Genomic DNA, 14,892 nt, shown 5'->3' on the forward strand with positions numbered 1-14,892 from the left:
CTGGGATTTCCCCGGTCAGTCGAGTTTGGCTTCGGGCGGCTCAGGTGCTTGCGGCGGCTCGGGTACATCTTTGGGCGCGGCGGGCACGCTTGGAGGGGGGGCGATGGTTTTCGCTTCCTGCTCAATGGGCACCATCTTGTATTCCTGGCCCTGCATGTTCTTGAGATACACCTCCATCTGCCGGAACGAGATGTTGATGTGCTGCGCCTTGAATTCTTTGTTGATGTAGCGATTGATCTCGTCGAGCACCGGGTTGCGGTCGCCCAGGTCGCGAACGTGCATGCGCAGTTCGTGATCCAGCGTGCTTTCGCCGAAGCTCAGGAAGTACACGATAGGCTCGGGTTCTTTCAACACTCTGGGGTTATCCCGTGCGGCCTTGAGCAGCAGGTTGCGCACCAGATCCAGGTCCGAACCGTAATCGACGCCCAGTTTCAATGTCACCCGGGTAATGGTGTCGGTCAGCGACCAGTTGATCAGTTGTCCGGTGATGAAGGTCTTGTTCGGGACAATGATGTCCTTGCGGTCGAAATCTGTAATGGTCGTGGCCCGGATACGGATCTTGCTGACCGTTCCGGACAGGTTGCCGATGGTGATGGTGTCGCCGATACGCACAGGGCGCTCAAACAGAATCATGATGCCGGAGATGAAGTTCGCAAAAATCTCCTGCATCCCGAAACCCAGACCCACCGACAGCGCTGCCACTAGCCACTGCAGCTTGTCCCAGCTGACGCCCAAGGCCGACAAGGTAGAAACGAAGCCCACGCCGGCGATGGTGTATGACAGCAATGTGGTGGTCGCGTAAGCACTGCCTTGCGCCAGATTCAGACGCGACAGCACCAGCACTTCCAGCAGGCCTGGCAAGTTGCCCGCCAGCACAAAGGTGATACCGATGATCACCAGTGCGCCGATCAAGTCGCCCAGGCTGATTGGGACCATGCTCATCGTAGCGCCGGTGCCACTGGTGTATTCGTACAGGGTGATGTTGTCGAGGTACGAGAACACCGTGATCAGGTCGGCCCACACCCAGTAGAGCGCGCCGATGAAACCTGCCAGCAAGGCCAGACGAATCAGGCGCAGCGATTGTTGGTTGACCTGTTCGATGTCCAGCGTGGGCTCTTCAATGAGCGCGCCTTCGCCATCGCCCGATTCCTTCGCTGCCTGGCGTTTGCTCAAGGCACGCTGATAGGCCAGGCGCCGTGCCGCCACGCTGAGACCGCGCACGAACGCGGCTTCAATCACCAGCCACAACATCACCAGATACAGGGTGTCGATCAGTCGATCGCTGAGCTTCAGGGCGGTGTAGTAGTAGCCGAAACACACTGCCAGAAACAGCGCCACCGGCAGTGCCGTAAACGCCAGACCCAGTGCGCGGCGGAACAGCGAGGCGTTGTGGTGGGTCGGGCTGGTCAACAGCAGGCGTGACAGCAACCAGGTCATCATCGCGTAACAAGTCAGGACGACTGCGATACCGATGACATCGTCGGCCAACGCCGCAGGTTCATGTTCTGCAACGGCAACCACTGTCACCAGCGCGAGGACGACCAGCCCCAGACGCCGGATCCAGCCGCGCAGAAATTCAACCTGGGGCTTTTCCCAGCGGAAATGCAATTGCGCCACGCCGCCCGGCGCGAGGATGCGGTAAGCGGTGTAGAACACCAGCCACGCCAGGGCGATTTGCAACAGAGCCGCGCCGAGGTTGACGTTTTGCCCGCGTGCATCGATTTGCAGCGCGTACGCACACAGCGCCATCGCCAGCGAAAATGGTGTGGCGAGCAGGACATTGATAAAGATAGCCAGTGGCGTTTGCCACTGCCGGTCGCGCTTGAAGTGGCCGATGTCGGCGTGCAGGCGATTGAGCTTGTCGTACAGCGCTTTGCGCTTCCACATCAGCACGCCAATCACCAACAGCAGCGGCAGGAAGATATACGGGCGCTGGGTCAGGCCGTCCGACAGTTCGCTGATGCTTGATGTCCATGGCAGCGTGGTGACCTGCTTCATCAAGCGTGCAGGGACGCGCTCGAACCACTCGATATCCAGCGGCTTGTTGCTGGGAATCCAGAACATCTGCTCGTCCAGCGTCTCGCGCAGGCTTGTCGCGGTGCTGACCAGTTGTTTTTGATTGAGCTGCAAGGTGATGGATTCATTGAGCAGCGAACTCAGCTCACGGTTCAGGCGCTCCAGCAGGTCGCTGCGAGTGGTAGCCAGGTCCAACAGGGTTTTTCGCAGTGCGGGCGTGATGTCTTCGGGCTTTTGCGTCGCCAGGAGGGTTTCGACATAGGCGCTTGGGCTGCTCATCTGTTCGCGTTGCTGGTTGACCTCAAACTGATACAGACGAATATCAGCGATTTCGTCTGCCAGTCCGCTGTCGAGCTTCAGGTGGGGCAGCGCCTGTTTCTGTTTATAGAGAATTTTCGATAACAGCAGGCTGCCACTGAGCACGTTGATCTGTTCATCCAGCGCCTGATCGGTCTGGGTGGTCGCGTCCAGCTGTGTCTTGGTCTTGAGGTTCTGCTGGGTGAGCTCGTTGAGCCGGTCGGTGCCGCGCAGCAGATAATCGGACAGCTTGAGGTTGGCCGCGCTTTCGGTGGCGAGCAGGCTGCTGCCACCGGCTTTCTGCGCTTCAATCGACAGCTGCGTTACGGTTTCCTGGGATTGTGCGCGGCGCTTGTCGTTGATCAGGGTTTGCAGGTCCTGAATTTCCTGCTCCTGACGCGTGACCTTCTCCGTCAGCAAGTCGCGTTGACTGCCGCCCAGGTCCTGCAATTGGCTGTTGCCGGCAAGCTCCTGACGGCGCAAGGCGATCAGCGAATTGATCGAGGCCAGTTCGGCGTTCAGCTCATTGCGCTGGTCGGCGCTGATGGTCTTGCCCGCGTCTTTACCCGACTTGAGCGTGGCGCTGATCTGCTGGATACGCGTCTGGCTGGCGCTGATTTCGGCTTGCGCGCGTTCTGGCCGGGTCTGGGCGGTGATGGTCAGGCTGTTGGCGTCGTTCAGCGCGCTTTGCAGATCAGCCTGTTGGGTGCTTCGCTGGCTGAGCATCTGCTCCAGCGCCGGCACGTCCAGATTGGCGTAGCGCTGGGCGATCGGAATGAGCCGAATACCTTTCAGCGTGGCCAGCTGTTTCTGATTATCGGTAGTCTGCTTCGGCGCGTCGGCCAACTGACGCTTCAGGGCTTCGAGTTTTTTCTGGTTGTCTTTCTGGCTGGTCAGAAACGTGAGTGTTTGCTCAAGCACCTGTTGCAGCGCTTTCTGCTCCGCGTCTGGCAGTTTGCGATCAGCGATCTTGTCCAGGCTTTGCTGGACCGACTCCGGTGTAGGTGGCGGCTTGTCGGCAGCCAGCGCCGGAAAAGATGACAGGCAAAACCCAAGCAGGGTCGAGGCAATGAAAGTACGCAGCGAGAACATAGACACCGGGTCACACAGTTGGAATTGCGGGCAGTTTAAAGGAACAACCCGGGCCCCGGGCGGCTTCCTTCGGGGAATCTGACGCCCACTTTGAGGATCTTGTTCCCGTCCATAACCGCAACCGTCCAAATAGTTCCATTCCATTCAATCTGGTCACCGACAATCGGCGCGCCGCGGTTTTTCTGAATGATGAACTGGCTCAGCGGCATGTTTGAATCCAGGCCATCGAGTTTCAAACCGTACAACGCCGCGACAGCCCCGAGCTGAGCGTCTCCCTCGAGCACGAAGTCGCCAAAGAAACGCAAATCCAGACCGCGCTGTGGTGCCTGACTGAACAGCTTTCCGAGTGCGGCAAGGTTGTGTTCGTGACCGATCACGCAGAGCAGATCGCCCACTTCCAGCACTGTACTACCCGACGGATGGAGCAGTTGCTGACCGCGAAACAGCGCCGCGATGCGCGTGCCTTCCGGCATTTTCAGCTCACGAAGCGCTGCGCCGATACACCATTTTTCCGCACCAAGGCGATAAACGAACAACTCCCACTCGCTGGTGACATGGACTTCCAGCGCTGCGCGTGAGATAGGCGCAGGCTCGGGCGGGACCGTGACTTTCAGCAGTCTGGCAACCCACGGCAGGCTTGTGCCCTGCACCAACAGCGACACAAGGACGATAAAGAACGCGAGATTGAAATACAGCTGGGCCTGCGGTAAACCGGCCATCAGCGGGAACACCGCAAGAATGATCGGGACAGCGCCACGCAGGCCGACCCACGCAATGAAGGCCTTTTCCCGGGTGTGAAACACCTTGAACGGCAGCAGGCCTGCGAGCACTGAGAGCGGCCGCGCCACGAGAATCATCCACAGCGCCAGACCCAGCGCAGGCAGCGCGATTGGCAGCAGGTCGTGTGGTGTCACCAGCAGCCCCAGCACCAGGAACATGCCGATTTGCGCCAGCCAGGCCATGCCATCGAGCATGTGCAAGATACCGTGGCGGCTGCGAATAGGTTTGTTGCCCAGCACCAGGCCGCAGAGATAAACGGCCAGGAAGCCGCTGCCATGAATAGCGTTGGTCAGGGCGAATACAAAGAGACCGCCTGCCACTACCAGAATCGGGTACAGCCCGTTGGCCAGATGAATGCGGTTGACCATTTGCAGCATCAGCCAGCCGCCGCCCAGGCCGATGATGGCGCCAATGCCGAACTCTTGAATCAAGTGGCCCAGCAGCGCCCAGTGCAGTCCGGTTTCGCCGCTGGAAATCATGCCGATGAGGGTGACTGTGAGAAACACAGCCATGGGGTCGTTGCTGCCGGATTCGATTTCCAGGCTGGCGGTTACCCGTTCGTTGAGGCCCTTGCCGCCCAGTAGCGAGAAGACCGCCGCGGCGTCTGTCGAGCCGACGATCGCGCCGATGAGCAAGCCTTGAATGATGTTCAGGTCGAATAACCATGCGGCCATCATGCCGGTCAGGCCGGTGGTGATCAGCACGCCGATTGTCGCCAGCGACAGGGCCGGCCACAACGCTACCCGGAAACTGCTCACCCGCGTGCGCAGACCTCCGTCGAGCAAGATGACCGCGAGGGCCAGGTTGCCGACCAGATACGCAGTGGGGTAGTTGTCGAAGATTATGCCGCCGCCGTCCACGCCTGCAGTCATGCCAACGGCAAGGATGATCACCAGAATCGGAATACCAAGCCGCGATGACAGCGAGCTCACCAGGATGCTCGCAGCCACCAGCAACGCGCCGATCAGGAACAGGCTGTTGATGGTTGTCGCATCCAAGCGCGGTACTCCAGACGAAAGCAAATGAAGAAAGCATACACGTCCTGACCATGCAGTCAGCGTGCCAATCGATTTAACCTGTTGAATTGGTTGGCTGTCAAAGCGTAATTCCTTATCTCCCAGTGCAGGCCCTGTGTGGGTTGCTTACGTCATACAGGTGTCTGACCGATAGCCAACACGGTGGGGGAACGAACGTTGTAAGCAATATGTACCGCATTGCGCTGTAGGCAGGGGGCACTATAGGGGCTCACTCACTGACAGGATGTCACGACGATGAAAGGTATAAATGATGATGTTGCGGCTCAGGACCACCAGGGTGAAAAGCCGCTAGCACGATACAAGAGGTCCTTTGCGAAGGAGGAAGACGTTAAAGGATGGAACCAAGGAAATTTTGGTCCCGATCCCCAAGGGCCTGATCTGGAGGAACGGGATGAAGACGGATGGTTGATCGAGCCCGTGCATCGTGAAGACGCCAGTCCTGTCCCGAGTAGAGAGCAACTTCTGGATGACTTCATTGGCGCACAGAACGTTCTTTTTGAGCCACCGCATGAATATGCACATGCCCACGCCAAAGACTTCCTCATGCAGCATCTGCTGCACGAAGACCTCGACCCGGATGAGGTCTTGATCACTACGCTCTACATCGACAAGGTTGGTCGAGAGCCGCAGCGGGCAAACATCGCGTATTCAATGACGTTGACCGAGGCGCTGATGCGCAATTGGCAGCAAAGCGGTAATGGGCAGTTTCTTGAGCACTTGTCGGTTCTGCGTGACTATCGAGACGGCGGCTACCCCGTTCGCGTATCCCCGACGCCGCTGGGGCTTTGGGACTGTTTTGCGTATGAAGCGATTTATCGCAAAACCAGTCCGCAGCGCTTTGACCGCTCGACGCATCTGGCGCTGGATCCGAAGATATTCAAACAATTCGCATGGGACGCCGATCTGCAGGCGCATTACCAATCTTCATTGACTCAATTTTGGCGAAGCCACGGGGATAATTACAACCTGCTGATCAAAGCGGCACTGCTCAAGTCGGCCTATGTGCAACGCGTAGAAGGTTCACTAAGCGCAGAAGACAAAGCATTGGTCCTGCAATCGGTCGGCCTGGACCCTGATCAACCTTGGGAAACGCTGACTTTCAGGGCGTTCGCTGACGCTCCGTTGCCTCACACCATCACCTTCCGCGAGCTGATTCTTTATCGGTATGTGGCCACTGACATCATCGTGATCAGGAGCGAGAAAACTGACAGGTTGGTGATGTATATCCCAGGCAACTCCTCTCCACTGCATGGATTCAAGGACCTGACAGACCTCCGGAACTGGATTGCCCTGCAGTGCAAAGGTCCACGCAGGCGCAAAGCGCTGGAGAGCCATTTCAGGATCGAAGATCGACCTGATGGATCCTTCAAGAGCGGGATTCAGACTACATTGGCCGGTCTGGCCGCGTACCCGCACTTCCTGAATCAAGCTACGGGCACCTGGAGCCCCTCCAGTGAAATCCACTTGGGTGATGCACTTTCCCCATGGCCGTTTTCCCATTTTCGGCAGAGTCTGCAGGAGCGAATGGTTTCCGATGGGTCGCAACTCATCCGCAGTCGTGCCGATTACAGCAAGGAAGCCGCATCCATGGCGCTGTCCAACGCGATTGTCGCTACAGGCGCGATTGCCATGGCAGTGCCTTATTTGTGGCTGCCGTTGGCCGCGATGTCTCTGGCACTCATCGGTTTAGGGATCGATGAGGTGGTGGAGGGCAGATCGCTTGAGGAAAGGAAAACCGGTGTTGGCCGAATCGTCTTTGGCGTACTGAACGCAGTGCCCGCCTTTGTCGAAGGCGCCGTGGCTGCTAGTACGCTGGCGGGCGCAGCTGCACGTGCAGGACAGGAAATCACACCCGGTGCTGCAGATGACGTTGGTCAGATGATCGCTCGACGCAGCACGGAGCAACGCAGTGTCGCCCTTGCAAAACAGCATGAGGCCCAAGCGCAATCTGCTGAGCAAGCCCTGGAACGAGCCGGCGAATCAGCGAGCCAGCGGCAGGACCGGTTGCTTGGGGAGGAGCAGCAAAAGCTGGCAATGAAAACCCAGCGAAACGCCAGCTTCGACGCCGTCGCTGCCTTCGGTGTAGAGCCGGAGGGGCTTCGTTCATTGCCCGCGGGTCTCAAGGCTGCGCTTGAGCGATTTGAGTACACCGCGCCGCTCGACCTCTCGGGAGCATGGACTACCGATAGTTTTGGCGCGGTGTTCAAGGTCAGCCACACAGAGAGCGGCACCTTTAGCTATTTCGCCCGGGTACATTCAAAGATCTACTGTGTCGAACGTGTGGAAGCTGCCGGGCAGTACCGGATCTTTTCGCTTGGCGAGCCAAGTGTGAAAGGCCCTTACATCAAAAGAGTGAAGGGTTTTTATTCTGATATCGATCTTCGAAGCGGATTGCGTGGTGGCGACAGTTACATCGAGGTGCTGCCTGCGACCGAAACGGTGCAGCAAGTCCCCGCGAGCGAAATTGTGCTGGTTCGCGCTCAACCCCCGGTGCATATCGAGATCCCCATGGATGGAATTGAAGTGAGGGCAGGCATAGACAAGTGGGGCAAACAATCTCGGAAATGTTTTGCTCAGAATGTGCCAGGCGGTACGCCTGTCCAGTACGACGCGGATCTAGCGTGCTGGAGGAAAAACGCGGCTGAGTTGCTCTGGCTGGATAACAGAGGCACGTGGAGGGAAGGCAGTGAAGAAGCCTTCTTGCGAGTAAGGGGAAAACTGCGCTACGGCGTACGCAGCGAGATTTATACATTCCCCCGCATACCGGGTTTCCCATCCAAACAGATGGCTATTGATCGATTGATTCATCAAGTGTGGGTTGGGCGAAAGCTACCAAGCGCTAGGCTAATCGACAACATCAAAGCCAACATGAAAATAAGCCCCGATCTGAAGTTCACTTTGCACATCGATATTGACGATGTCGCCATCAGCAACGGTCTGACGCCTCAGGCACAGCTACAGGCGCAGTTCGCTGAATTTCCGAACATGACCATCTCGAACCTGATGGATGAGCCGTTCTTCGATGAATTCATCACCCATCCAGAGACTGCCGAGCCTTTTCACTACTTCCGGCGTGGTCATGGTGAAAACCTCGCCGCCGCGTCAGACGTTCTGCGATATCGGCTGATTTGGGAGTACGGCGGAATCTACATGGATTGCGACGATGTACTCAAACTCTCGTTCTCAGGGCATGAACTCAATGCCGGGCCAGCCGATGTGATGGTGGGGGAGCCACTCACATCGGATTCGATGGCGTTCTTTGGCCCTGGCAACAGTCATTTCGCAAGCCGCCCCGGCAATCCTGTCCTGCAGGAAATGCAAAAAGAGCTGTATACCCGTTTCAGAAATCAATATGACACCCTCAGCGATCTATCGAATCTGAGAGCTCAAACGTTCGGTAAATTGAATCCCTACATGGCGAAAATCTCCGAGGTGACCGGGCCACGTTTATTTGTCGACGTGCTCAAAAAAACGCGGGTTGATTATGCAGATCTCTTGGATTTGCAGATCAAACCAAGGTCCGGAGTCTTGTCATTGCCGTACTCGCAGCAGGTTGAAAAGGCATATGACTTTTACGCGCCCTTCGCTCGCCGGTTGAAAATAGCCGCAGGCAGGGAAAATTCCTGGGTGACGCCTCCTGGCTGAGTCGAGTGTCAGAACCAGCCATCTTCCATTGAAACGCATACATCGTCGCGGCGTTCCAGTATCGCCAGTTCGTGATGGCAGCCCGGTACTTCCCACGTCAGGAAGTACCGGGCAGCTTGAAGTTTGCCGTTGTAAAAATCGGCGTCCGCAGCATTGCCTTTACTCAAACCCTGCTCTGCGTGAATCGACTGTTCCAGCCAGCGCCAGCCGATGACCGCATGGCCGAAGACTTTCAGGTACAGCGCAGAGTTGGCTAGCGAGCTGTTGACCTTGCCTTGAGCGAGGTCGGTCAGCAGGCCGATCGTCACCGTTTGCAGGCGAGCCACTAACTGTTCCAGCGGCTGACGCAAGATTGTCAGTGACTCATGGGTTTGTGCACGCTCGCAGGTGGCGGCGATCAGACGAATCAATTGCTTGAGACCGGCGCCGCCATTTTGGGCAAGCTTTCGTCCCAGTAAATCCAGAGACTGAATGCCGTGGGTACCTTCATGAATCGGGTTCAGGCGGTTATCGCGGTAGTACTGCTCGACAGGGTAGTCGCGGGTGTAGCCGTGGCCGCCCAGGATCTGTATAGCCAGCTCGTTAGCCTTCAGGCAAAACTCCGATGGCCAGGATTTAACGATGGGCGTTAGCAGGTCAAGCAGCTCCAGAGCTTGTTTGCGCGTCTCGTCGGTGTCACCGGTTTGCGTGTCATCGAACAGCCGCGCTGCGTAAAGTCCCAAGTCAAAGGCGCCTTCCACGTAGGATTTCTGGGTCAGCAGCATGCGCTTCACATCGGCATGCTGAATGATCGACACCGGTAAGCTGTCAGGGCTTTTACTGTCTGGCAGCCGACCCTGCGGACGCCCGCGGGCGTACTCCAGCGAGTACAGATAACCGGCATAGCCCAGCATCACAGCGCCCATGCCGACACCGATCCGCGCCTCGTTCATCATCTGGAACATGCAGCTCAACCCGTGATGCGGTTTACCGACCAGATAACCGACGCACTCGCCGTTGTCGCCAAAGTTGAGCGCGGTTGAGGTCGTGCCGCGCCAACCCATCTTGTGGAACAGCCCGGCGAGCACCACATCATTACGTTTGCCCAGACTGCCGTCATCGTTGACCAAAAACTTTGGCACGATGAACAGTGAAATGCCCTTAACGCCGCTCGGGGCATCCGGCAGCTTGGCAAGCACCATGTGCACGATGTTTTCCGAGAGGGAGTGATCACCGCCGGAGATAAAGATCTTGTTGCCGCGCAATCGGTAACTGCCGTCTGCCGCTGGCTCGGCCCGAGTGCGAATGTCCGACAAGGAAGAACCGGCGTGCGGCTCGGTCAACGCCATGGTGCCAAAGAAGCGGCCATCGATCATCGGCTGCAAGAAGCGTTGCTTCTGTTCTTCGCTGCCGAAGCTCTCGATCAGGTTGGCCGCCCCCATCGTCAGGAATGGGTACGCTGTAGAGCTTGCATTAGCCGCTTGGAAATGTGCAAAACAGGCTTGGGATAAAAGAGTGGGCAATTGCATACCGCCCGCTTCGAAGCTACGTGCGGCGTTGAGAAAGCCGGCTTGAAGAAACGCATCCACCGCCGGCTTCACTTCAGGAATAAGGATGGCCTCACCGTTCTCAAAGCGCGGCTCGTTTTCGTCGGCTTTGCGGTTGTGTGGAGCGAAGTACTTCTCGGCGATTGTCCGGGCTGTGCCGATGGCGGCATCGAACGTCTCGCGATTGTGCTCGGCAAACCTTTCGCGCTGCGTGAGTGCCTCGGCATCCAGCACTTCATACAGCTCGAAAGCCAGGTTGCGTGAGCTGAGCAGTGTCTCCGACATGGCGGCATACCTTTTGTTGGAATGCCGCCGAGTCTAGAGACGAGGGGAAGGGGTGAACAGCAAGATTGATATGGGTGATGGAGGGCTAGAAAGGGCTGGGATCAGATGTCCTTTGCCCTTCTGTCGCATCAGCCAATCGTCATCAGACTCGCGTTGCCTCCGGCAGCCGCGGTGTTGACGCTCAATGCCCGTTCGATCACCAGACGTTCCAGCGCAATGCTGGTTTCGCCTTTCGACAGACCGTGAACACCGACAATCGCGCCCGCACGTTTGGCGACCTGTTCGCAGACCGAGCGCAGTTGATCCGAGTCGCCATGATGCAGGACCGCATCAATCACCAGATCTTCTTTGCTCCAGTGCGCTACAAGCTTGATGCGGGCCTGAACTTCCTTCGGCAGCTTGCTGCGCAACGGCTTGCTCAGCTCGCTCTCTGGCCAGATCGCAGTGCTGCCTACGGCCATGACTGCGGCTAGCTGGACGAGCAAATCGGTCTCGTCTTCTGCCAGACACAGCACGTGCTCACGCGGCAGGATGCTGTAGCTGTTGCGCTCCCCGGTAGGGCCTACGAGTAAACGCGAGACGCCGCTTTGCGACTGCTCGGCGAACTGGCTGCACAGAGTGGCCAGTTCGGGGTGTTGGTTGCTTGCTGCCCAGGTTTTCAAGGCCGTCAGCGGTTTGCTCATGGCCTCACGCAGGCGCGTGTCGGGAGCCGTTAGCGCATCGCCCCGCTGGAACGATTTCTCGATGGCATCGACGGGTCGGGTCGATAGCAGGCGATATAAGTACAGCGGGCCGCCAGCCTTGGGACCGGTGCCGGACAGGCCTTCACCCCCAAATGGCTGAACACCGACCACTGCACCGACAATGTTGCGGTTGATGTAAAGATTGCCGGCGTGGACGTTGTCGACGACCTTGGCGATGGTTTCATCGATGCGCGTATGCACGCCGAGTGTGAGTCCATAGCCGGAGGCATTGATCTGGGCGATCAGCTGGTCGAGTTCCTTGCGCTTGTAGCGCACGACGTGCAGCACCGGACCGAAGATTTCGCGCTGCAGCTCGTCGAAGCTTTCCAGCTCGATCAGGGTGGGCATCACGTACGTGCCGCGCTTGATTTCATCCTTGTCGGCAATGGCAACCTGATACACCGAGCGGCCTTTGTCTCGCATGCCTTGAATGTGCTTCTCGATGCCGGCTTTCGCTTCGGCGTCGATCACCGGGCCAATATCGACTGACAGACGCTCGGGGTTGCCAAGACGGCTTTCGGCCATTGCACCTTTAAGCATTTCAATCACGCGGTCGGCCGAATCTTCCTGCAGGCACAGCACGCGCAAGGCTGAGCAGCGCTGGCCCGCGCTATCGAATGCCGAGGATACGACATCGATGACAACTTGTTCGGTGAGCGCTGACGAGTCAACGATCATCGCGTTCTGACCGCCCGTCTCAGCGATCAGCGGGATCGGACGACCTTGAGCATCCAGCCGGCCGGCTATGTTGCGTTGCAACAGCCGGGCGACCTCTGTGGAACCTGTGAACATGACGCCTTTGACCCGGTCGTCACCGACCAGTCGGGCGCCGACTGTCTCGCCTGGGCCGGGCAGCAGTTGCACGACGCCTTCCGGAATGCCGGCTTCCAGCAGCAGACGCACGGCTTGAGCGGCAACGAGCGGTGTTTGTTCTGCGGGCTTGGCCAGTACCGGATTGCCAGCGGCCAGCGCCGCTGCGACCTGACCGCTGAAAATCGCCAGCGGGAAGTTCCACGGGCTGATGCAGACCACTGGGCCGAGCGGGCGGTGTGCGTCATTGGTGAAATCGTTGCGCGCCTGAACGGCGTAGTAGCGCAGAAAATCCACGGCCTCGCGTACTTCGGCGATGGCATTGGCGAAGGTCTTGCCTGCTTCGCGGGCCAGCAGCCCCATCAGCGGCTGAATCTCAGCCTCCATCAAATCTGCCGCGCGCTCAAGAATTGCAGCGCGTTCGACAGGTGGCGTTGCCTGCCAGATCGGCCCGGCACTCATGGCGCTGAGCAGCGCGCTGTCGACATCTTCCAGTGTGGCGTCCTGAACATGACCGACCACGTCACGCAGGTCGGCCGGGTTAAGCACCGGGACCGACGCTCCCGCGCTGACCGGGCTGCCCAGCATGGGTGCTGCTTTCCAGTCGTTGTGAGCGGTTGCCAGCAGTGCGGACGAAAGCGAGGCCAGACGATGCTCGTTGGCCAGGTCGATGCCTGCGGAGTTCGCCCGGTCGGGGCCGTACAGATCGCGAGGCAGCGGGATGCGCGGGTGCGCCAGGCCAAAGCCGCCTTCCTGCGTCGCCATGCGCTCGATGCTGTTCACCGGGTCGGCAACCAGTTCCTGAATCGAGATGGACTGATCGGCAATCCGGTTGACGAAGGAAGTGTTGGCACCGTTTTCCAGCAGGCGGCGGACCAGATAGGCCAGCAATGTCTCATGGGTGCCGACCGGGGCGTATACGCGGCAAGGGCGGTTCAGCTTGCCGTCGGACACTTTGCCAACGACTTGCTCGTACAGCGGCTCGCCCATGCCGTGCAGGCACTGGAACTCGTACTGGCCAGGGTAATAGTTCTGACCGGCAATGTGGTAGATCGCCGCCAGGGTGTGGGCGTTGTGCGTCGCGAACTGTGGGTAAATGACTTCTGGCACCGAGAGCAACTTGCGTGCGCAAGCGATGTAGGAAACGTCGGTGTAGACCTTGCGGGTGTACACCGGATAGCCCTCAAGGCCTTCCACCTGGGCGCGCTTGATCTCGCTGTCCCAGTAGGCGCCTTTCACCAGACGAATCATCAGGCGGTGACGGCTGCGACGGGCCAGATCGATCACGTAGTCGATGACGTACGGACAGCGCTTCTGGTAGGCCTGGATCACGAAGCCGATGCCGTTCCAGCCGGTTAGCTGCGGCTCGAAGCAAAGACGCTCAAGCAGATCGAGGGACAGTTCGAGGCGGTCGGCTTCTTCGGCGTCGATGTTCAGGCCGATGTCGTATTGCTTGGCGAGCAGGGTCAGAGACAGCAAGCGCGGGTACAGCTCTTCCATCACGCGTTCGTACTGGGCGCGGCTGTAGCGCGGGTGCAGGGCGGACAGTTTGATCGAGATGCCGGGGCCTTCGTAGATGCCGCGCCCGTGGGAAGCCTTGCCGATGGAGTGAATGGCCTGCTCGTACGAGGCCAGGTATTTCTGTGCGTCGTGTTCGGTCAGCGCCGCTTCACCCAGCATGTCGTAGGAATAACGGAAGCCCTTGGCTTCGAAGCGGCTGGCATTGGCCAGCGCCTCACCGATGGTTTCGCCTGTGACGAACTGCTCGCCCATCAGGCGCATGGCCATGTCGACGCCTTTGCGAATCATCGGCTCGCCGCTTTTGCCGATGATACGGCTCAGGGATGACGTCAGGCCGGCTTCGTTGTGAGTGCTGACCAGCTTGCCTGTCAGCAACAGCCCCCACGTCGCGGCATTGACGAACAGCGATGGGCTATTGCCCAGGTGAGGGTGCCAGTTGCCGGTGCTGATCTTGTCGCGAATCAACGCGTCGCGGGTGCCCTTGTCGGGAATGCGCAGCAAGGCCTCGGCCAGGCACATCAGCGCAACGCCTTCCTGAGAGGACAGGGAAAACTCCTGCAGCAGACCCTGGACAATGCCTGCGCGGCCGCCAGCGCTTTTCTGGTTGCGCAGTTTTTCGGCAATCATGCAGGCGAGCTTGTGGGTGGCTTCCGCCATCGGTACAGGGAGGCGCGCCTGCTCCAGCAGCATCGGAACGACTTCGGGTTCCGGGCGGCGGTAGGCCGAGGTAATGGCGGCGCGTAGAACCGATTGAGGCAGGATGCTTTCGGCGAACTCCAGAAAGGCTTGATGCGCAGTCTCTGAAGGTATGTCGCCTTGTTCGTCGGAATCCTTGCTGCTCAGGCCATTGAGTTCAGTCAGGGTTGCGCCACTCTCGAGCTTTTCCAGGTAATTGAAAATTGCCTGTTTGATGAGCCAGTGCGGAGTGCGGTCGATGGAGTGCGCAGCTGCCTTCAATCGCTCGCGGGTCGGGTCGTCGAGTTTGACACCCAGAGTGGTGGTCGCCATGTCTTGTCCTCTTTTCAGCCACGGTTCTGTGGCTTCAGCTGTCGCAGAGATTAGCCTTGCTCACAGTCGGGTGCAACCGGGTGCAACCGGTTTTTCAGGATATTTCAGCCTTGTTGCAGGTTGGCCAAATGC

Annotated in this window: 5 protein-coding genes; 1 reads left to right on the forward strand and 4 read right to left on the reverse strand. The window is 58.6% G+C overall.

The features are described 5' to 3' along the window. Nucleotides 1-15 precede the first annotated feature (15 nt). Both mscK and OYW20_RS02820 read right to left on the reverse strand, forming a co-directional pair. Nucleotides 16-3,405 (reverse strand): mechanosensitive channel MscK, encoded by a 3,390-nt coding sequence (mscK, locus tag OYW20_RS02815; protein WP_268801023.1) that lies wholly within the window; start codon nucleotides 3,403-3,405, stop codon nucleotides 16-18. 35 nt (nucleotides 3,406-3,440) lie between these two features. Further along, entirely contained in the window at nucleotides 3,441-5,183 is a 1,743-nt protein-coding gene (locus tag OYW20_RS02820; protein WP_268799222.1) for a potassium/proton antiporter, read from the reverse strand. Nucleotides 5,184-5,456: 273 nt separating this feature from the next. Between OYW20_RS02820 and OYW20_RS02825 the strand changes: the two genes are divergently transcribed. Continuing rightward, nucleotides 5,457-8,867, forward strand: a complete 3,411-nt coding sequence (locus OYW20_RS02825) for a dermonecrotic toxin domain-containing protein (protein ID WP_268799223.1) — start codon at nucleotides 5,457-5,459, stop codon at nucleotides 8,865-8,867. A gap of 8 nt (nucleotides 8,868-8,875) precedes the next feature. Here the strand turns inward: OYW20_RS02825 and OYW20_RS02830 are convergent, their stop codons facing one another. Beyond that, a complete protein-coding gene (locus OYW20_RS02830; protein WP_268799224.1) occupies nucleotides 8,876-10,678 on the reverse strand; it encodes an acyl-CoA dehydrogenase in 1,803 nt (600 codons plus the stop codon). A 128-nt stretch (nucleotides 10,679-10,806) separates the two neighbouring features. After that, the gene (gene putA, locus OYW20_RS02835; protein WP_268799225.1) at nucleotides 10,807-14,760 is read right to left on the reverse strand and encodes a trifunctional transcriptional regulator/proline dehydrogenase/L-glutamate gamma-semialdehyde dehydrogenase; all 3,954 of its coding nucleotides are present in this window, start codon (nucleotides 14,758-14,760) and stop codon (nucleotides 10,807-10,809) included. Nucleotides 14,761-14,892 lie beyond the last annotated feature (132 nt).

Source organism: Pseudomonas sp. BSw22131 (genome assembly GCF_026810445.1).
GTDB lineage: Bacteria > Pseudomonadota > Gammaproteobacteria > Pseudomonadales > Pseudomonadaceae > Aquipseudomonas > Aquipseudomonas huanghezhanensis.

Excerpts from the sequence above, each read along its gene's own strand:
- putA (WP_268799225.1), bottom strand. The coding sequence starts at position 14,760 with ATGGCGACCACCACTCTGGGTGTCAAACTCGACGACCCGACCCGCGAG.
- OYW20_RS02830 (WP_268799224.1), bottom strand. The coding sequence starts at position 10,678 with ATGTCGGAGACACTGCTCAGCTCACGCAACCTGGCTTTCGAGCTGTAT.
- mscK (WP_268801023.1), bottom strand. The coding sequence starts at position 3,405 with ATGTTCTCGCTGCGTACTTTCATTGCCTCGACCCTGCTTGGGTTTTGC.
- OYW20_RS02825 (WP_268799223.1), top strand. The coding sequence starts at position 5,457 with ATGAAAGGTATAAATGATGATGTTGCGGCTCAGGACCACCAGGGTGAA.